Raw genomic sequence first — 19,568 nt, forward strand, 5'->3', positions numbered from 1 at the left:
CCGGCAACGCCTTCTTGTCGACCTTCCCATTCGTCGTCAACGGCAGCCGGTCAAGCACCACCACCGTCGCCGGCACCATGAAATCCGGCAACCGCTGACCGAGGTAGCCGCGCAGCTCACCGGTGGAGAAGCCCGAGTCGAAGGTCATGTGGCCGGTGCCGCCGCTCTTGGCGGCCTCTTCCCGCGCGGCCTCCGCGTCACCGGCTCCGGCCGGGACGACATAGCCCACGAGCTGCTTGCCGGTGCCCCGGCCCTCGTGGACGGTCACGACGGCGTGCGCGACGCGCGGGTGCGCGAGCAACGCGGCCTCGATCTCGCGCAGTTCGATGCGCAGACCGCGGATCTTGACCTGGGTGTCGGCGCGGCCGAGGAAGACGAGCTGTCCGTCGTCGCCCCACCGCACGAGGTCGCCGGTGCGGTACATCCGCTCGCCGGGCCCGCCGAACGGGCAGGCCACGAAGCGCTCACCGGTCATGGCGGGACGGCCCAGGTAGCCGCGGGCGAGGGGCGCACCGGCGATGTACAGCTCGCCCGGGCTGCCCTCGGGGACCGGCTTCAGGTCGTCGTCGAGGATGTACGCCTGGGTGTTGGACAGGGGCGCGCCGATCGGCGGGGCCTGGCCGTCGCCGGTCAGCGGGGTGCTGAGGGTGACGGCGACGGTGGTCTCGGTGGGGCCGTAGCCGTTGATCATCCGGCGGTCGGCGGCCCAGGTGGCGACGAGTTCCGGCGCGGTCGCCTCACCGGCGACCGCGAGGCTGCGCACGGTGGGCAGCGAGCCGGTCGGCATGGCGGCGAGCACGGCGGGCGACATGACGGCGTGCGTCACGGCGTGCCGGTTGATGGTCTCGACGAGCGGGGCGCCGGGGGCGAGGGCGTCCTTGTCGGCCATGACGAGGGTCGAGCCGGAGAGCAGCGACATGCCGAGCTCGCCCACGGACACGTCGAAGCTCGGGGAGCAGAACTGCAGGATCCTGCTGTCCGGCGTGACGTTCATCCGGTCGAGCATGGCGCCGACGAGGTTGGCGATGCCGGTGTGGGTGACGGTGACGCCCTTGGGGCGGCCCGTGGAGCCCGACGTGTAGATGACGTACGCGGCGTTGGCGACGGTCAGCGGGGTGGCGCGCTCGGCGTCGCCGACGTCCCCGGCGTCGTACGCGGCGACGGCGACGGTGACCGCCGGGTCGTCGAGGCGGACGACGGGGGCGGGCAGCTCGGGCAGCAGCCCGGCGGTGTCCTCGTCGACCAGGACCATGACGGCCGCGGAGTCCTCGACCATGTACGCGATGCGGTCGGCGGGATAGGCCGGGTCCACCGGCAGATAAGCGCCGCCGGCCTTCATCACGGCGAGCACCGTCACGCACCACTGGGGCGACCGGCGCAGCGCCACGCCGACGACGGTCTCCGCGCCGACGCCGCGCTCAATCAGAAAACGCGCGAGACGATTCGCGCGCGCGTCAAGGTCGGCAAAGCTCAGCGACTCGTCGCCGAAGACCACTGAGGTCGCATCCGGCGCCGCGACGACTTGCCGCTCGAACAGTTCAGGAATCGTCCCCACCGGTACCGGAACCTCCGTGTCATTGAGCTCGCCCCGCAACGCACCCTGCTCAAAAGAACACAAAGCGACCATCCCCCACAGTGGTTAGACGTTGGACCTGAAGCCAGGATCATTGATTAATCCGTGCCGCGGAGGCCGAGCGGCAAGCGCGCACGAATGACAGGGCGTGAAAACCCTATTCACCGGCGCAATTGATCGCCCGCATCGCTCGTTCGGTTCGGCCGAGCAGCCAGAACCCGCTCGCTGGGCAGCTCTTGTACTCCCGTTGCTCCGACAGGCTCGTACCTCGCGGCTACGGAGTCAACCGCCATCAAGATCACCCCGATTGCGCATCGCCGGAGCCCTCCGCACACCTTCACGCCGATACGTCAACCCCAAAGTCCCACCGCGGAAGACTCTTAACGAATAACATGCGCACACCGTTGTCCGCAGGCGTGGCGACGGCCACTCGGCGGAAATGCTGAGTGAAATAAAGAAGACCGGACGGCGGTCGCTCCTGAACCCCCGACGAGAAATGCCCCCGCTCCCGTGCAACGAGCCTATGAGCACCCTTCGGCAGGGGCAAGGAACGGCCCGTACGGGCACTTTGCGCCACCGGGAACGACAGCACGCGGAACACTCGCCCGGAAAGCGGAAGTGGCTCGGGAAACCGAACCGCACCCCGCGAAAGTGTCAACATTCAGCTCGCGAACACGCGATGGTTTGCCATGTCCCGTCGCCAGGACAGCACAAGTCGGGCGGCCGGACGGGGCCGCGTCCGGCTGACCGGCGACGCCGGGGAGCGCACCCGGAACCCAAGCGGAATCCAAAGTTCCGCCCAGCGGCGAGGACGGTGCGCTCCCCGTGGAGTGCGGCTGTGCGGCTGTGCGGTCTTACAGCATTGGGCAGGCAGCGGCGCTCCCCAGCGTGAGCGCGGAGACCGTCCGCCGGTGGGCGGACGGCGGTCGACTGCGGATGGAGCGGGACGGCACGGGGAACCGGACCGTCGACGGCCCCGCACTCGCGGCGTCCGCGAAGGAGCGGGCCGCGAGCCGGCATCCGGTTCCGGAGGGCGTGGCCACGTTCGTGCGCAACTCGTTCGCCGGGATCGTCACCGCGGTCCGGCTCGACGACGTGGCCGCGCAGGTGGAGATCCAGTGCGGCCCGCACCGCCTGGTGTCCCTGGTGACGCGGGAGTCCGTGGCGGAACCGGGCATCGAAGTCGGGGTGATGGTCACGGCACGGGCGAAGTCGACGAATGTCTGTGTCGATGTTCCCTGAGGCCCGTGTCCCCCGAAGGCCTGTACTCCCGGCGGCCGCTGCCCTCCTGAAGTCCGCGTCCCCCGCACGCCGTTCGCGCCTCAACGGCAGAGCAGGGCGGCCCGCGGGTCCATCCCGACGGAACGCACCAAGTGGCCGCAGGAACAGCGGAGTTCGGCAACGGCGCCACCACGGTCCACCAGCGATCACGGCAGGAGCACTGCACACGACGGAGGACCGGGTGACGATCCGCCAGTCGGACACGGCGACGGCCACTGGGGCGACACCCCGCGCTCGGCGGCGCTCAACGCACACTGGTTCAAGGTGGCCGTGGACCCCGGCACCAACGACATCCGCGTCCTGCGCAGCGTGCACGCCGCGGACGCGGGCAAGGTGATGAACCCGATGCAATGCCGCCGGCAGGTGGAGAGCGGTGTCGCCCAGGCGCTCGGCGCGACCCTCTTCGAGGAGACAAGCGTCGACGACCGCGGCGAGATCACCACAGCCGCGTTTCCGCCGCTACCGCCTACCGCAGTACACGGACGCCCCCCGCACCGAGGTCCACTTCACGCGGGCCAGGGACGCCATAGGCCCCCTGGGCGCCAAGTCCATGAGCGAGAGCCCTTTCAACCCGGCGGCCCCCGCCCTGACCAACGCCCTGCGCGACGCCACGGCCACCCACTTCACCACTCCCCGTGACCCCCGTGACCCCCGTGCCCCCCCGACCGGGTGCGGCTGGCGCTGACGGCCCCCGGATCACCGCCACACCCTGACCTTGGCCGTACCCCTGGCGCGCACCCCTGGCACAAACCACTGACACAAACCTCTGACACAAACCCTTGGCACAAACCCTTGGCACAAATCCTGCGATCGCAGGCAGAAGTGCCACTCGTGGGAGCTGACGGCACTCGGAAGAATCAAAGCCATGACGAACACACGGCTCGGCCGCACCGCCACCTACACCATCCTGACCACCGGCTACGTGGGCTCCACCGGCCCCGGCGTCGCCGCCACCGTCTCCTACATCGCCGACGCGGGCCGCCACATCATCTTCGACCCCGGCATGGTCGCCAGCCGCGACGACATCCTCGGCCCCCTCGCCGAACTCGGCCTCGGCCCCGACGACATCACCGACGTCGTCCTCAGCCACCACCACCCCGACAACACCCTCAACGTCGGCCTGTTCCCCCAGGCCCGCATCCACGACCACAAGGTCGAGTACCAGGGCAACTCCTGGACGAACCGGGACGCCGAAGGCCACGAACTCACCCCGTCCCTCCGCCTGATCCGCACCCCCGGCCACAGCCCCGAGGACATCACCCTCCTCGCGGGCACGGACTCCGGCGTGATCGCCTTCGCGGGTGACCTCTGGTGGCACTCGGCAGGACCGGCGGACGACCCCGTAGCCCCGGACCGCGACGTCCTGCGCGCGTCCCGCATCCGCGTACGCGACACAGCAGACGTGATCGTCCCGGGCCACGGCGCCCCGTTCACGCCCGACGACACCACACCCCTCTAGCCACCCGGCAGTTGACGGGCGACGAGGGGAGCCGTACGGAAACGAACTACCGCCGACGCTTCCTCACGGATGCCGATACTTCCACGCGGTCACGGGCGACCCGAGCCCGTGCAGAGCGACGCTGCCGAGCACGGTGACCACGAAGGCCGTCAGCACAAGAACGGCGTCGTCATCGAGGCTCAGCTCGTTGAAGGCCAGCAGCCCGAACACGATGGACGTGGTCCCCCGAGGCCCGAGCGACCCAATGAGCAGCCCTTCCCTGACGGGCACCCGCGACCCGATGAGCGAAACGATCACAGGCACGATCCGCACCACGGTGAGCGCCGCCGCACAGAAGAGAACAAGGTCAAGCTGTGCTTCACACCCACCTACGCGTCCTGGGCCAACCCCATCGAGGCCCACTTCGGACCGCTGCGGCAGTTCGCCCTGGCCAACTCGCACCACCCCAACCACACCGTCCAGACCGGGGGTCCCGCACGCCTACCTGAGCTGGCGCAACAACATTGCCCCGCCACCCCGACGTCCTGGCCGCCCAGCACCGTCAACGTGCCCGCATCCGCAGTGAGCGTCAGCAGTGCTGGGGCCACCCACGTCCCGAAGCGGCGTGATCATGCGGGGAGTCACTCCAGTCGATGCCTGAGGTCACTCGCTTATTTCGCCAACCGGAAGTGCACGATGGCGATGGTGTCGGTCGGCTCGATCTGGGGGTAGTGAAACCGCAGTCTGTCGTGAAGCTCGGCGAGATCACGGAAACCGTCCGCTCGGGCGTCCGACTCGCTCAGCTGGGCAATCGTCTTAGCAGTGACCTGCGTGACGACACCCGGTAGTGCCACCTCGTCGTCCAACTCGAACACCAGGCTCACCGGGCCCGTCTCCACCGGGTCACGGAAACGTACCGTGGTCGTCTTCTGTTCGGCGCGTACTGCATCGAGATAGTCAGGATGGAAGTACAGGGTCTGAGTCGCCGTCGAGTGCTGCCGTGAAGTGCTGTCGTCCATTCGGCGCACCCTAACGGAACGAGCAAACCCTCCGTGTCACACAGTCCGGTGGATGCCCCGGGCCCCGAGCCGGTGAACGCTACTGAGCCCCAAAGTGGGCCACAACCCACGGGTTTCCTCCAAGAGACAGCAGAGAAGCAACCCCGACAGGCCGCACCCGACGCATCGACACCAGCGCGAACGGCCGCCTGACGTTCCATCGGAATGTGCGTCAAACGTGCGTCACGTGCGTCACGTGCATCGGATATGCGTCAAGGCATCGCCCGAAACGCCCACAGCGCACATAATGCACACTCGGCGAATCAGCAGGTCAGCGACCCTTCTCGGCGGGCTCCAGAATCACCACGCACTCCACATGATGCGTCATCGGAAAGGTGTCAGCCTGAGTGAGTCATGGAAAGGACCAGTTCAGAGCAGCTTTCTTGGCTCGCTGAGCAGCGTGAGGGCGCCCAGAGCGTCACGACTGGCCGGACACACCCGCCCTCGGTACGGCAGGCGCGTCACCTTCATCAAGAGCTCTACGGATCTTGTCGCTTTCTGCGGGACGACTGCGCGGCGCCGGGGTTCCTACTCCTCCGTGGCAGCGTGGGAGCGTCGGCCGGAGAGGACTTCTCTACGGTGAGTGGCCTTACGGCGTGCGGCTCACGCCCCTCGATCCCCTCGGTCCCGGGGATAGGGTCGGTCTGCAACGGTGCGGGAGCAGAACGCTGGGCGTTGTCCGGGACGGGCAGGACGTTCCGACGCTGCAACTCGGCGACGCTCACCAGCGGTGACATAAGAACACGGTCGAGCAGCTCATTCTGAGCCGACTGCAGCTCGACCAGATGCCACAGAACGGACAACACGTACTGGAGTTCCTCACTCCAGGCAGGTAGCCACCGCTCGGGCCGGATGTGATCCAGCTGGCTGACGGCTCTGCGAGACGGCGGTCCCGTCCTACGTTTCAACCAGCCGTCGAGAACGTTCTGTCCGCTGACCTGGTAATCCCGCATTTGCTGAGTTACCGCACCGAAAACTCCTCGGCCGAAGTGGAGTTCCAGACGGTCGGAGTCGTAGACGAAACTCTCGGGTAGTTCGTCCCTGCCGACCTGTCTCCGGTACGTGATCGCCGGCTGTGCGGTCGTCCAGACCTCCTGGGGTCCGCCGGGCCTCCCCGCCACCGGGTCCACGAATCTCTCTCCGAAGGTGGAGGCCCAGATCACCTTCCGCCCGATGTGCAGCGCCTCCGACCACAGCGTGGCGTCACCGGTGAGCGGTACGCGGACGCCGACGGTGGTGAGTTCGTCATCGAAGCGGGACCGGAAACCAGGGTGGGCCGTGATTGCGGCGATGTACGCGAGCAAGTCCTCGGCGGAGACAGCCAGACCGCCGAAGGAGTTACGAAGGTGCTGGAGAAGGCCGGGGGTCACATTGGGGGTGCCGTCTTTCTGCAGGAAGGGGATCACCCTGCCACCACCCCAGCCAGCGAAGTGATGCATGTCCGGCATCAGCGCGGTGAACAGCGTGGCGGGGCCGTCACCGAACCGTTCTGAGTGCAGCTCCACGATGTGCATCTGGCCCTCGGCCCGGTTCTCCCACAGCTCCGGCGAGCACCTGTCAAGGACTCTGTTGTCCGGGATGATCCACTGCCGATCGAAAGGGCGGAAGGCCACAGGCACCGGCTCCGGACACTCGGGGCCCGCCTCCAGCATCGACCGCCTTCGCTGTGCCGATCCCGGGAGCGGCTTGACCGGCCGGTCGATGGTACGGCCGCCTTTGGTCTCCCTGAACAAGGCACGCTTCTCAGCCAGGTCCGTCTCGGCGGTCAACCTCCGCCATCGGGAGCGCAGCGTATCGGGGTCCGCGGAGTAGACCCACGTCCGCTTGGGCAAAATGCCGGGCACTGTCCATGGCAGCAGATCATCCAATGCGGGATACGTATCCCATGCTCCGATGGCCGCAGGGGTGAACGGAGCATGGGCATCCTGACGCACCGGGCGCCACTGGTCACTGTCCGGCCCGAGAGCCTCGAGCTGTGCGTACTTCTCCCCACGAGTGCTGCCGTCCAGGGCGACGTACCTGATACGGGCAGGTTCGGTGTCGGCTCTGCTGCGGACGAACACGGCGATCGTCAGTTGCTGCTGAACGCCCTCGAAGAGGCGTGTCCGTAAAGGTGGCTGGATACCCTCGGGGCTGAGGTCAATGATCCAGCCCTCGGAACAAGTCTCACGCAGGTACTTCCTCATCCCTCGGAAACCGGGCCCGCTGAGGAAGCCCGCGGTACTGATGAAGGCGACGATTCCGCGGTCCGACTCGGAACGGTGCTGTTCGAAGACCTTGAAGGTGGCCCAGCGCCAGAAGTAGACGTACAGGTTCTTGAGCTTGTTCTCGTGTACTCCGTTTCTGCCACCAAGGCGGAAGGCATCGAGCAGGGGTGCTTTGTCCTCCCCCTCGCGCCCCTTCTCCACCCAACCGCCCTCCCCCTCGGCCCTCTCCCGGTCCGGGGGGTTACTGATCATGACAGTGACCTTCTGCTCGCGCTTGATCCAGTCCGCCTTGCGGGTGTTCTCGACCAGAGGATCGCCATCGGGCAGGAACGTGAAGAGCGTGGCCCTCTCGTAGGGGTCTGCGAGGGTGTCGGCGAGATGGAGCCGCAGATCGCCGAGTTCAGTGTCGGTGACTTGCCTGCGGAGGGTCTGGGTGATTCTCATCTGGGCGACCGCGTAGGCGGCCATCTGACGCTCGAAGCCGATCAGCCGTCCCGCTAGCTGTTCCACCGCTTCGCCGCGGAAACCCTCCCCGCGGCGGGAGCGTTCTTCGGCGACCTTGTCGATAATCTCGCTGAGGAACGTGCCGGTGCCCATCGCAGGGTCGACGATCGTCACCTGCTCGTCGGCGAAGCCCTCCACACAGCCCAGGCGGGTACGCAGGACTGCGTCGGTGAAGCGAACCATCTCCTTCACCAGACGGGACGGGGTGTAGTACGTGCCGGAGCGTTTACGCAGATCGCGGTCGTACTCCTGGAGGAAATCCTCGTAGAGATGAACGTGGGCGTTGGGCGTCCGTGCTCGGATAGCCTCCCAGTCGACAGCGTCGATGACCTGCACGAGCGTGTCGATTCGGCGGGCGAACTCGGCGTCCACCGTCTCCGTCAGCAACTGCAGGGCTCGACCCATGACCGTGTTCTCTGCCTTCAACTCATGTGCAACATCAACGAAGTTGCGGTCGGCGAGCGGTACGTTCTCGATACGGGCCAGCAGCAGGGCGAAGGCGATCGTCTGGGTATAACGGTCGGCGAAGAGGTGATCGGGGTCTTGCCCATCGGTTGAGGGAAAGAGCACCTTGCTCCAGTGGTGTGCCAAGGCGGTGAACGGCTTGGGGACAAGTCGTCGGCTGCGAGTACCGTCTGGCGTTCTGCGTTCGAGGGCGAGCTGCTCCAGCACCTCCTCGCGCAAGTACTGACACAGCGGAGCAATAGACGACACCAACTGGCCAACAGTCGTGATGCGCCGGGGCTGCCACCCGAGAAATTCCCGCAACAGATCCCGAAACGCCGCTCCATCGGCTGCACTGATACGCAACCGGCTGCCGGACCGGTACAGATCACCTTCGAGCCGAACCGTGCGCAGAGGCCGCGACCCGCTTCGGTACAGGCACCAGGTGTGACCGTTGCTGTACAGCACATTCGGCAGTCGGCGCATCAGCTCCCACTGCTCCCGGTCCCGCTTCGTGAAGCCGTCAGGCGTGACGTCGTGCCCCGGGGCCTTCAGCTCGAGGAACCCGGTGATGCGCCCCGATGCCTCCACCGCGTAGTCCGGACGCACCCGGGCCTCGGGCAAGGAATACTCAGGATGAAGGCGAGGTCGCAGCTTCCAGCGCGCCCCGAATGTCTCCACCAGCTTCGCCACCGGCAAGCTGATAGACGCCTCCGTGTCGCTGACCCGCAGCCGCTCCCTGCACTCGGACCCAAAGTCCGACACGAGAGTCCGTATCCACTCCTCCGGCACCTTGTCCCCTCCAAGCTGTGGACGCGGACGGTGGATCACCGCAGACACAGCTTGTTGGAGGCGAAAGGACCGCCTCAGTGCGCACGGGGGGCGCGTGAGGGGCACGGACGGCGCGTTCCGTGACCGCTGGGAAAGGGGGGGGCGGATGTTGGTCGGGAAGAGACCTCCAGAGCCCGCTTGACCGCCCTCTCAGGCGGGAAGGCGCTCTCGGGACGCCATTCCCGATTTACTACCGGGGTGCTGGAATCCTTCCTTCATTCCGTCATCGCAGCGATGCACAGTGTGCGAATCACCGAAGGCGAGCGGCCCCTCTGCCCCGCCTTTCGAAAGTCCTACAGATGCTTGCCGCCATACACCCGCTGGACGGACGCCCCGAGGACGGGACCAGCGCCCGGCGGACTGCCAGGAGTCAGTACCGCTCACGGAATAGCAGACTGCGGCAACCAGCTCACCAGGAGATCCGTCCCTTCTCGCTCCGGACGCCAGCTCGCTCATCATGACACTCGCAACGTCTCCGGCCGCCACAATGGAGTCATGCCCTCCAGCCCACAGCACCCCGCACCCACCCCAAGGGACGTCTCGGGAGCGGACGCCGAGGACCTCGCGCTGTACCGGGAGAAGTTCCGTCGCCGTCTGCCGGAGTCGCTGGACGAGCTGCGCGGGCCGACACACGGTGTCGTGGATCTGCCGCTGCACCTGGCCTGGTCCGGGATGAACTCGTACGACCTGGGCAAGCCGCGCCAGCGTATGGGCCTGTACCGCACCGTCTTGCACGAGGGCCTGCACGACGACCTGCCCCGCTACCTCAACCAGGACCTGCTCCTCCATCTGTGGCCAGTGCTGCGCGCTCTCGTCGGCCGCACCGTGCGCGCCGTGTGGGAGGACGCCTTCCCCGAGCTCGCCTCGCGCACCCGGGCGGCCGCGTGACGGACATGCCGGAGCTGCACACGCGGCTCCTGGCGGATGTGATCGCGCTCGGTTCCCCGTATCCACTGGTTCTCACCGGTGGATACGCCGTGTGGGCACACCGCCTCGTTAACCGCCCCAGCCAGGACCTCGACGTCGCCACCGAGAACCCGGCGCCCATGGCCGACATCGCCACCACGCTGCACCCCGGCCTGGAAGCCCGTGGCGGGAAGGTGCACGCGCTGGAGACCGCCCCGCTGTCCGCCCGCTTCACCGTGACCGACCCGGCCACCGGGCAGGAATGCGAAGTCGACATCCTCAGGGAGAACTTCTGGCGGCCGGTCGCCCAGAGCCCGTACGGCCCCGTCCTTGCGGAGGAGGACGTGATCGGGACCAAGGTCCGCGCCCTCGCCGACCGCGGAGCGCCCCGCGACCTGATCGACGTGTTCGCAGCCTCCCGCCGCTGGACCAGTGCCGAGCTCGAAGAGTTCGGCCGCCGCCACGCCCGCGGCCGCTTCGAGCGCGAGGATCTGCAGGCGAACCTAACGGGCGCCGAGTGGACCGACGATGAAGCCTTTGCCGCCTATGGGCTCGATGACGCCACCATCACCGCTCTCCGCTCCTGGGCCGTGGAGTGGGCGGACGACCTCGCGACCCGTCTCCTCGAAGAGTCTGATGATCCACACATCGACTGATCACGTTCAAATGAGGGTTCGCACTGAGACTGCGGGGCTTGCGCGCTGAAATCCGCCGTACCGTACAGTGCCAGAGTGGTCACCATGAGTGCCCACGGATACAAGGTGCCCGCCGGGGCCGGCTACAGGTGCAGTCCCACATGGTTCACGATGAACCGCTTCTCCTCGGAGTCGAGAGCGAAGTAGATGCGTCCGACCTCATTGGGCGAGACGGCGTCCCGGACCTTAATGTGCGGCAGTCCGTCCCAACGCTTTCCTTTGAACTTGAAGTAGCGCTTGTCCTTGTCCTTGCTGAGTTTCTCGTCGTTGGGCGCGAATTTCAGTCCGTGGTTGTCGTAAAACCACTGGGCCAGCCTGGGCATCCTGCCGGAATTGGAGTACAGGTCAGTCGCAGCCTGCGCAAGGGCGGTCAGCCGGTCGGTCATCTCCTGGGGGTACGGGTAGCGGGAGTCCTTCCAGGCGCGCGCCGCTCTCGCCGTGAACGCGATGTGCCCCTCCGATGCCTTAACGAGAGCTTCGAAAGTGGGTGCGGCGTCCGTCCCCAGAGGAGGGATCTCGCTCCAGGCGTCGAATGTGGCCGCCTGCCCGCTCCCGCCCTTCGACAGGTTTAGGTACTCGTTCTTCCAGTAGTCCCGGTCCTGACGCAGGGCCTCAGCGGTGGCGGCATCGTCTCGCGCCTTGTCGCGTTCCTCCATGCAGCTCTGTGCCATGTCCTCCCAGGATGTGGCGTCCTCTTCGAGCTGCCGGACACGTTTCTGCAGCGCTTCGAGCTCGGCGGTCGTGTCTCCAGCAGCCTGGGCGCGCGACAACTGCTCCGCCACCCTGCGGGCTCCCGCGCGGTACGACGCCTGTCGCGCACGCTCCCACGCCGTGTCACTGCCGCGGGCGATGACAGAGAGATGAGCGAGCGACGGCATCAGCCGCCGTTCCACGAAGGACGTCTGAGACACCTCCTCCCGCGAGTAGGCGGGGTGCTCCAGGCCGAGGTCGGGCCAGACCAGCCGGGCGCCACCGCTGGGTACGGCCACCTGCTCGTGGGCTCGGCGGACGGCCTGTGCGGTCACGTAGTTCAGGGTCACCACCTGGGCCAGGCCCGCGAGTTGCCCCGACGCATCGGCCGCCGCGCTCCATCCCGCCTGGTCCCTGGGGTGCATCAGGAGAATGGGGAGGCGCGTGCGCAGCGCCAGGACGTCGAGGAGTACGTCAGCGTGACTCTCCTCCCGGATCCTCTCGTATCGCCCCGTGGCAAGCTGGCTCAGCACCCGCACTTCAAGTTGCTCGTCGCCTAGCACCGCTCGCAACAGGTTGGGGCGCTTGAGCGGCGGATCCTGCACCGGCGCTATCCAACCGTCGGGGATCTCCCTGCCCATGACGATCCTGAGCCCGCCGCCTTCCCCCGACTGGGAGACCGTGACCCGGGTGACAAACTGGGCCGGTCCCGTAGACAGCGGCTGGTGGATGGTCATGCGCAGGGCGCGGGTGAGTTCGTCGCCCGCCACGGTCCAGTTCACTGTGCGGTCACCATGGCCGGGAATCTTGCCGGCGAGCACCGCCCGGCCATCCCTGTCGAGTTCGGTCGCCGACGGTGCCTGTACACGTCCGTGGTGGCCGAGCCAGTCGGCGAGATGGCCGCGAAGGCTCTCGTAGACGTGGCCCGGCTGCTCCTGGGCGGACCTGATGTCGAAACTGACGGCATACAGCGCCTGCACGGCGGCTCCCCTCACCCCCGATGCCCTGTGCGACGACCGTTTCCCCCTCGAAAGCGGTCAGGGCACCGCTCGGAGAGCAACCGTATTACCGCCACGCTCAGGTGCGTAATGCCCTGGGCGTGGCTTCGGGGCCGACCGTCCGGTCAGGGGAGCCGTCGTGCACTCCGCCAGACCGTCTTGCCGGGCCGGGGCTGTCGCGTACGCCCCAGTCGGCGGCGAGCGGATCGACAAGAAGCAGTCTGTGACATCCGCCCTCGTCCGGATCGGGAGCCGGTCGCGCCGGCCGGGAGGGGTGAATGTCGGTCAACTCGATTCGGACGACGCCCAGACTCTCGTCGTGAGAAAGAGTGGGGCTAAGCACCGCCCGGGGCGCGGCCGTGGAGAACGGCGTTCGCGGCGAGTTCGGCGACGACCGTGTCGTGTGCCTCGGCACCGTGCGGGTGGCCCCCCACCCGGTTACTGACTTTCGAACTCCGAGAACTGAGCTGCCCGGTGTGGTGCGAGACGCCGAGATCATCCCGCGATGGCCTCAGTAATGCCCAGAGCCCCGAAGCGAGCGTCAGCCGAGCTTCAAGATTCCTCGGCGGAACCCCTGAAAACGCCGCCGAAGCGACCGTCTGCCTCAAGAAGTCGCAGGTCAGGCAACCTTCAAGGATCGATCCATCCATTCGACCCGCTGCATGGAGAGGAACAGGTCGGTCGAACCGCCTGCGACACAAAGCCGCAGGTCAAGCGCCCTTCACGGCCGGCTCCAGAATCGCCACGCACTCCACATGATGCGTCATCGGAAACAGATCAAACGCCCGAAGCATCCGCACCTTGTACCCGCCCTCCCGGAAATACCCCAAATCCCGGGCCAACGCCGCCGGATCGCAAGCCACATAAGCGATTCGGCGCGCGCCGAGGCCCGCCAGGTGGCGGACCGTCTGCTTGCCCGCGCCCGCGCGGGGCGGGTCGAGGACGATGACGTCGACCTCGGTGATGCCGGTGCGCGGGAGGACCGATTCGACCTTGCCCTGTTCGATGCGGACGCGTTCGAAGGAGGCGAGGTTGTGGCGGGCGTCCTCGACGGAGCGTTTGCCGGACTCGATGCCGAGGACGGCGCCCTCGTCGCCGACGCGGTCGGCGATGGCGCCCGCGAACAGGCCCACGCCGCAGTAGAGGTCGAGGGCCGTCTCGCCCTTGCGCGGGAGGAGGCCCTGCATGACGGCCGTGACCAGGGTGTCCGCCGCCTTGGGGTGGACCTGCCAGAAGCCGCCGTTGCCCACGCGGTACGTACGGCCGTCGGCGCGCTCGCGGACGAAGGGGCGGCCGTGGACCCGGTGCACCCCGCCGTCCTTCTCCTCCACGCGGAGGACGGAGACCGGCTTGTCCAACTCGACCAGAGGGAGGCGCGCCCCGGGACGGGGAGTCAGGATCACCTGGCGGTCCTGCGAACCCGTCGCCGCGATGGCCTCGACCGACGCCATGCCGGGCCAGTCGCGCCTCTCGACGCCCAGTTCGGTGACGCCCTCGGCCGCGATCATGCAGTGGTCGACCGGCTCCACCTCGTGCGAGCGGTGGCGGCGCAGGCCCGCCCGGCCGGTGTCGGGGTCGACGGCGTACTGGACGCGGGTGCGCCAGGACGGGACCTCCCCGGCGGGGAGCTTGTCGCCCTCGGCGGGCATGACCGTGCCGTCCCAGCCCGCCTCCTCGGGCGTGAGCCCGGCGAGCCGCTTCAGCTGTTCGGCGATCACCTCGCCCTTGAGGCGCCGCTGCGCGCCCGGCTTCGCGTGCTGCCAGTCGCAGCCGCCGCAGCGGCCGGGGCCCGCGTAGGGGCAGGGGGCCTCGACGCGGTCCTTGGAGGCCTCCACCACCGTCACGGCGTCGGCCCGCAGGAAGCGCGCGCCCTCCTCGCCCTCGGTGACGCGCGCGACGACCTTCTCGCCGGGCAGCGCGTGCCGTACGAAGAGGACCTGGCCCTCGGCCGTTCGGGCGACGCAGTGCCCGCCGTGCGCGACCGGCCCGACCTCGACCTCGTACTCCTCGCCCACCAGTGAGTTCTTCGGTTCAGCCTGCATGGCGGGGTGACTCCACAACGTAAGAGGTAAGGGCGGTGGTCGACGACGTCGAGAACATCGAGAACATCGAGAACGTCGAGAAACACGGGCGCCCGGACGACAGCCCACCAGTCTACGTTGACCTTGCCCGGCCGCCCGCCAGGGAGGGCCCGCCGGGCGAGGCCGAGCCCCGTCGAGGAGCGAGCCCTGTCGAGGACCGGGTCGCCCGCCAAGGAGGGCCCACCCGGCAGGGACGCGGGCCCCACCGGGGACGGGCCCCGCCGGGCCAGGGGCCCCGCCAGGGACCAGCCGGCCCCCCAAGGAGCGCCCCGCGCCCCCTCACCCCTTCTTGCTCGTCTCCTTCGCCCGCTTCTCCACCGGCCCCCGGCGCACCGAGCCCGGCGCGTTCCACTCCTGGCGCCTGCGCGCACGCCGCTTCGCGGCCTCGGAGGACTCCAGCTGGTAGGGGACGGAGGTGACCATCACGCCGGGCGTGAACAGGAGGCGGCCCTTGAGGCGGAGCGCGCTCTGGTTGTGGAGCAGGTGCTCGTACCAGTGGCCCACGACGTACTCGGGGATGATCACGCTGACGGCGTCGCGCGGGCTCTCCCGGCGCAGCGACTTCACGTACTCGATGACCGGGCGCGTGACCTCGCGGTAGGGCGAGTCGAGGACCTTCAGGGGCACGCTGATGCTGCGCCGCTCCCACTCCTCGCGCAGGGCCTTGGTCTCGGCCGGGTCGACGTTGACGCTCAAGGCCTCCAGGGTGTCCGTGCGCATCAGCTTGGCGAACGCGAGGGCCCGCAGCGTCGGCTTGTGGATCTTGGAGACGAGGACGATGGAGTGCACGCGGGAGGGGCGGACGCTGTCGTCGGAGGGGCCCTCGGCGGCCGCGATCTCGTGGGCGACCCGGTCGTAGTGGCGGCGGATCGCGGTCATCGTGGCGTAGAAGATGACCATGCCGAGCAGCGCCACCCACGCGCCGTGCGTGAACTTCGTGACGAGTACGACGATCAGGACCAGGCCGGTGAAGAAGGCGCCGAAGGTGTTGATCGCCCGGGAGCGGATCATGTGGCGGCGCTTGCCCGGGTCGCGCTCGGTGGCCAGGTGGCGGTTCCAGTGCCGGACCATGCCGATCTGGCTGAGCGTGAAGGAGACGAAGACGCCGACGATGTAGAGCTGGATCAGGCGGGTCGAGTCCGCGCCGTAGATCCAGACGAGCATGGCCGCGGCGCCCGCGAGGAGCACGATGCCGTTGGAGAAGGCGAGGCGGTCGCCGCGGGTGTGCAGTTGGCGCGGCAGGTAGCGGTCCTGCGCGAGGATCGAGCCGAGCAGCGGGAAGCCGTTGTACGCGGTGTTCGCGGCGAGGAAGAGGACCAGCGCGGTGGCCGCGGCCAGGACGATGAAGAGGAAGCTGCCGTCGCCGAAGACCGCCTCGGCGACCTGGGAGATCACCGGGTTCTGGACGTAGTCCCCGCCGAGCGGGACGCCGTTGTCGAGGAGGTCCTTGGCGGGCTTCTCGGCCATGTGGACGTTGGTCGCCATGGCGAGGCCGATGATGCCGCAGAACATGGTGACGGCGAGCGCGCCCATCAGGGCGAGGGTCGACGCGGCGTTCTTGGACTTGGGCTTGCGGAACGCGGGCACGCCGTTGCTGATCGCCTCGACGCCGGTGAGCGCGGCACAGCCGGAGGAGAAGGCCCGCAGGAGCAGGAAGACCATGGCGAAGCCCGCGAGGCCCTCGTGCTCGGCCTTGATCTCGAAGTCGGCGGTCGGGGCCTTCATGGTGTCGTCGAGGATCAGGCCGCGGTAGGCGCCCCACGCGATCATGATGAAGACGCCCGCCACGAAGACGTACGTCGGGATCGCGAAGAGCTTGCCGGACTCCTTCACGCCGCGCAGGTTCATCAGGGTCAGGAGCACGATGACGCCGACTGCGCAGAGCACCTTGTGCTCCACGACGAACGGGATCGCCGAGCCCAGGTTCTCGATGCCCGAGGAGATCGAAACGGCCACCGTCAGGACGTAGTCGACGAGCAGCGCGCTCGCGACGGTCAGTCCGGCCTTGGGCCCGAGGTTGGTGTTGGCGACCTCGTAGTCACCGCCGCCGCTCGGGTACGCGTGCACGTTCTGGCGGTACGAGGCGACGACCGTGAACATCAGCACGACGACCGCGACGGCGATCCAGGGGCTGAAGTGGTAGGCCGACACGCCCGCGACGGACAGGACGAGCAGCACCTCGCCGGGCGCGTACGCGACGGAGGACAGCGGGTCGGACGCGAACACGGGAAGGGCGATGCGCTTCGGCAGGAGCGTTTCTCCGAGCCGGTCGCTGCGCAGTGCGCGCCCGATGAGGATCCGTTTGGGCACGTCGGTCAGTTTGGACACGCAGAGGATCGTAAGCGCTGCGTCAGTGCGCCGCCCACCCAGTACCCCGGTCCTGTCAAGAGCTTCTGGTCAGAAGGTTAAAGAGATGTTCAAAAGGCGAGCGGGCGGACCGGTCGGCGTGCTTGCACCGCCCGGTCCGCCCACTCAGCGTTCACGGCCGCACGCCGCGCCTCCGCTCACCGCTCGCGGGCCGTTCCCGCCTCCGCCATCGGCTGCTGGGCGCTCTCGCCTGCCGGGGCCGCGTACCCACGGGTCAGGCGCTCCTCGGCCCGCCGCACCGCCTTCGACGGCCACCATGTCGCCCGGCCGAGCAGCAGCAGCGCCGCCGGCAGGATCATGACGCGGATCACGAACGCGTCGAGCAGGACGGCCACCGCGAGGACGAAGCCCATCTGCTTCATCTCCAGGATGTGCAGCATCACGAAGCTGGCGAAGACGGTGACCATGACGATGGCCGCGCTGGTGACGACCTTGGCGGACGCCGCGATCCCGTCGATGACGGCCTGCCGGGTGGGCACGCCGTTCAGGGCGGCCTCGCGGATCCGGCTGACCACGAACACCTGGTAGTCCATCGAGAGCCCGAAGAGGATCACGAAGAGGAACAGCGGCACGCGCGAGGAGATGCCGTGCAGGGAGACGAAGGACAGCAGGTCCTCGGCCCACTCCCCCTGGAAGACGAGCACGAGCAGCCCGAGCGCGGACGCGGCCGACAGCAGGTTCAGGCCGACGCCGAGCAGTCCGAGGACGACGGACCGGAACGCGTACACCGTCATCGCGAACGTCATCAGGAGCAGCAGTCCGAGGACCAGCGGCAGCTTCTGGCTCTGGTGGTCCACGTAGTCCACGCCGCGCGGCACGTCACCGCTGACGGCGGTCTCGACGCCGTCGAGCTTGCCGACGGTCGCGGGCAGGTAGTCGTCGCGGATGCGGTCGAGGGCCTGGACGGCCTTGTCGGAGTACGTGGCGTGCCGGGCGCCCAGGTCCAGGGTGCTGACGCGGCGGTCGGCGGAGGTCCTGATGGCGGGACGGTCGTGGCGGGCGAGGAGCGGATCGGCGGCGGCCCTGCGGTCGAGGGCGCGCAGGGCGTCCTTGACCTGACCGGCCCGGCCGGGCTCGGCGGCGACCACGACCTGGTAGCGGATGCGCAGGTCGGGGAAGGCGGCGAGCATCCGGTCGTAGCCCTGCATGGCGGGGATCTCGCGGGAGAAGCTGTCCCGGGCCGGGTCCTTCAGCTTCATGGTCGCGGCGGGGGCCGCGAGGCCGAGCAGGACCAGGACGGACAGGCACAGGGTGAGCGCGGGGCGCTTGCGGGCGGGGGCGAGCAGGGCGTCCCAGACCCGGCCCGGCTTCTTCTCGGCCTCGGACCGCACGGTCTTGCCCGCCGCCCGGCGCCTGTCCGCGCGGCGCTCCGCGCGCTTCCCGAGCTTGACGAGCATCGCGGGCAGCACGGTCACGGAACTGACCACGGCGACGGCGACGACCAGGATGGTGCCGGTGGCCAGTGAGTCGAAGATGACGTCCCCGGCCAGATAGAGCGCGGCGGTGGAGACGATCACGGCGAGCCCGGAGATCACGATGGCGCGGCCGGCGGTCGCGGCGGCGGCCTCGACCAGCGCCTCCGAGGAGAGCCTGCCGCCCGCGCGGGCCCGCTCCTCGCGTTCGCGCTTGAGGTAGAAGAGCGTGTAGTCGACGCCGACGGCCATGCCGATGAGCAGGATCATGTTCATCCCGACGCCGGTGTCGGGCAGCAGGTGCGAGGCGAGCATCGCCAGGCCCATGGTCGCCATGATCGAGGTGATGGCGAGCAGCAGCGGTACGCCGACCATCAGGACCGAGCCGAACACCAGGGCCAGTGTGATCAGCGTGACCGGCAGCGTGATCATCTCGGAGAACGCCAGGTCCTTGCCGCGCTGGTCGTTGACGCCCTTGCTCACGGACGCGGCACCGGTCTCCTCCACCACGACGTCCGGGTGGGCCTTCTTCACCTTCTCGGTCGCGGCCTGGAGCGGGACGACGTTCTTCTTGCCCTCCTGCTCCGGCCCCTTCAGGGTGACGGGCACCCGGACGACCCGGCCGTCCTGCGAGCGGACCGGCGGGGCGACCTCGTCGACCTCGGGCAGGGCCCGCATGCGCCGGGTGACGTCCTGGACGGCCGCGTCGACGGCGCGGGGGTCCAGGCGCCGTCCCGGCTCGGCGCTGATGAGGATCTGCTCGAGCGGCTTGATCTGGAGGTCGCCCCGCGCCGCCATGGCCTCGGCGCGCCCGGCCTCACCGACGCGGAAGTCCGCCGACGTCGCCTGATTCATCCCGGCCGTGATGCCCGCCCCCAGGCACAGCACCACGAACACGAACCAGCCGACGATCGCCCGCCCCGGATGCAGCGCGCTCCACCGCGCCACCCGCACCGTCATCGGCTGCCTCGCGCCGCGCCTCATGTCCGGCCCCCTCGCTGCCATAGCGACCCTCCCGTCCTTCATGTGTAAGTTGAGACTGACAGGTGAAGGTCCGAGACGTCAACTGTCAGGATCGAACGC

At 68.4% G+C, this 19,568-nt stretch carries 12 protein-coding genes and 2 pseudogenes; 6 read left to right on the forward strand and 8 right to left on the reverse strand.

Annotated features, from left to right (window positions below):
• On the reverse strand, window positions 1-1,555 hold a 1,555-nt coding region (locus tag ACZ6BG_RS35725; protein WP_469009553.1), incomplete at its 3' end, for an amino acid adenylation domain-containing protein.
• Between the two features lie 864 nt (window positions 1,556-2,419).
• On the opposite strand from ACZ6BG_RS35725, the gene ACZ6BG_RS35730 reads away from it, so the two are divergent.
• The 3 genes and pseudogenes from ACZ6BG_RS35730 to ACZ6BG_RS35740 all read left to right on the forward strand — a co-directional run bounded on the left by ACZ6BG_RS35730 (window position 2,420) and on the right by ACZ6BG_RS35740 (window position 4,313).
• Window positions 2,420-2,815 carry a TOBE domain-containing protein gene (locus tag ACZ6BG_RS35730; RefSeq protein WP_469009555.1) on the forward strand — a complete coding sequence of 132 codons (396 nt, stop codon included), beginning with the start codon at window positions 2,420-2,422 and terminating at the stop codon, window positions 2,813-2,815.
• A gap of 116 nt (window positions 2,816-2,931) precedes the next feature.
• Window positions 2,932-3,539, forward strand: a pseudogene (locus ACZ6BG_RS35735) (molybdopterin cofactor-binding domain-containing protein); the annotation flags it as partial.
• A gap of 180 nt (window positions 3,540-3,719) precedes the next feature.
• Window positions 3,720-4,313 (forward strand): MBL fold metallo-hydrolase, encoded by a 594-nt coding sequence (locus ACZ6BG_RS35740; RefSeq protein ID WP_469009557.1) that lies wholly within the window; start codon window positions 3,720-3,722, stop codon window positions 4,311-4,313.
• Window positions 4,314-4,376: 63 nt separating this feature from the next.
• Here ACZ6BG_RS35740 and ACZ6BG_RS35745 read toward each other — a convergent pair whose 3' ends face one another.
• Entirely contained in the window at window positions 4,377-4,616 is a 240-nt protein-coding gene (locus tag ACZ6BG_RS35745; RefSeq protein WP_469009950.1) for a hypothetical protein, read from the reverse strand.
• Window positions 4,617-4,634: 18 nt separating this feature from the next.
• Between ACZ6BG_RS35745 and ACZ6BG_RS35750 the strand changes: the two are divergent.
• A pseudogene (locus tag ACZ6BG_RS35750) lies at window positions 4,635-4,921 on the forward strand (IS630 family transposase); the annotation flags it as partial.
• 42 nt (window positions 4,922-4,963) lie between these two features.
• Here the strand turns inward: ACZ6BG_RS35750 and ACZ6BG_RS35755 are convergent.
• A complete protein-coding gene (locus tag ACZ6BG_RS35755; protein ID WP_469009559.1) occupies window positions 4,964-5,311 on the reverse strand; it encodes an ASCH domain-containing protein in 348 nt (115 codons plus the stop codon).
• A 518-nt stretch (window positions 5,312-5,829) separates the two neighbouring features.
• Window positions 5,830-9,198, reverse strand: coding sequence for a type ISP restriction/modification enzyme (locus ACZ6BG_RS35760; RefSeq protein WP_469009562.1), 3,369 nt, complete (start codon window positions 9,196-9,198; stop codon window positions 5,830-5,832).
• 633 nt (window positions 9,199-9,831) lie between these two features.
• On the opposite strand from ACZ6BG_RS35760, the gene ACZ6BG_RS35765 reads away from it, so the two are divergent.
• Window positions 9,832-10,224, forward strand: a complete 393-nt coding sequence (locus tag ACZ6BG_RS35765; protein WP_469009564.1) for a hypothetical protein — start codon at window positions 9,832-9,834, stop codon at window positions 10,222-10,224.
• Between the two features lie 5 nt (window positions 10,225-10,229).
• Entirely contained in the window at window positions 10,230-10,898 is a 669-nt protein-coding gene (locus ACZ6BG_RS35770) for a nucleotidyl transferase AbiEii/AbiGii toxin family protein (RefSeq protein ID WP_469009566.1), read from the forward strand.
• A gap of 122 nt (window positions 10,899-11,020) precedes the next feature.
• Here ACZ6BG_RS35770 and ACZ6BG_RS35775 read toward each other — a convergent pair whose 3' ends face one another.
• From ACZ6BG_RS35775 to ACZ6BG_RS35790, 4 genes are all read right to left on the reverse strand, one after another.
• Window positions 11,021-12,607, reverse strand: coding sequence for a hypothetical protein (locus ACZ6BG_RS35775; protein WP_469009569.1), 1,587 nt, complete (start codon window positions 12,605-12,607; stop codon window positions 11,021-11,023).
• 728 nt (window positions 12,608-13,335) lie between these two features.
• The gene (locus tag ACZ6BG_RS35780) at window positions 13,336-14,667 is read right to left on the reverse strand and encodes a class I SAM-dependent RNA methyltransferase (RefSeq protein ID WP_469009571.1); all 1,332 of its coding nucleotides are present in this window, start codon (window positions 14,665-14,667) and stop codon (window positions 13,336-13,338) included.
• A gap of 318 nt (window positions 14,668-14,985) precedes the next feature.
• Window positions 14,986-17,034 carry an APC family permease gene (locus ACZ6BG_RS35785; protein WP_469009573.1) on the reverse strand — a complete coding sequence of 683 codons (2,049 nt, stop codon included), beginning with the start codon at window positions 17,032-17,034 and terminating at the stop codon, window positions 14,986-14,988.
• 176 nt (window positions 17,035-17,210) lie between these two features.
• A complete protein-coding gene (locus ACZ6BG_RS35790; protein ID WP_469009575.1) occupies window positions 17,211-19,469 on the reverse strand; it encodes an MMPL family transporter in 2,259 nt (752 codons plus the stop codon).
• Between the last annotated feature and the right edge of the window lie 99 nt (window positions 19,470-19,568).

This window comes from Streptomyces sp. NPDC041205 (assembly GCF_055591765.1).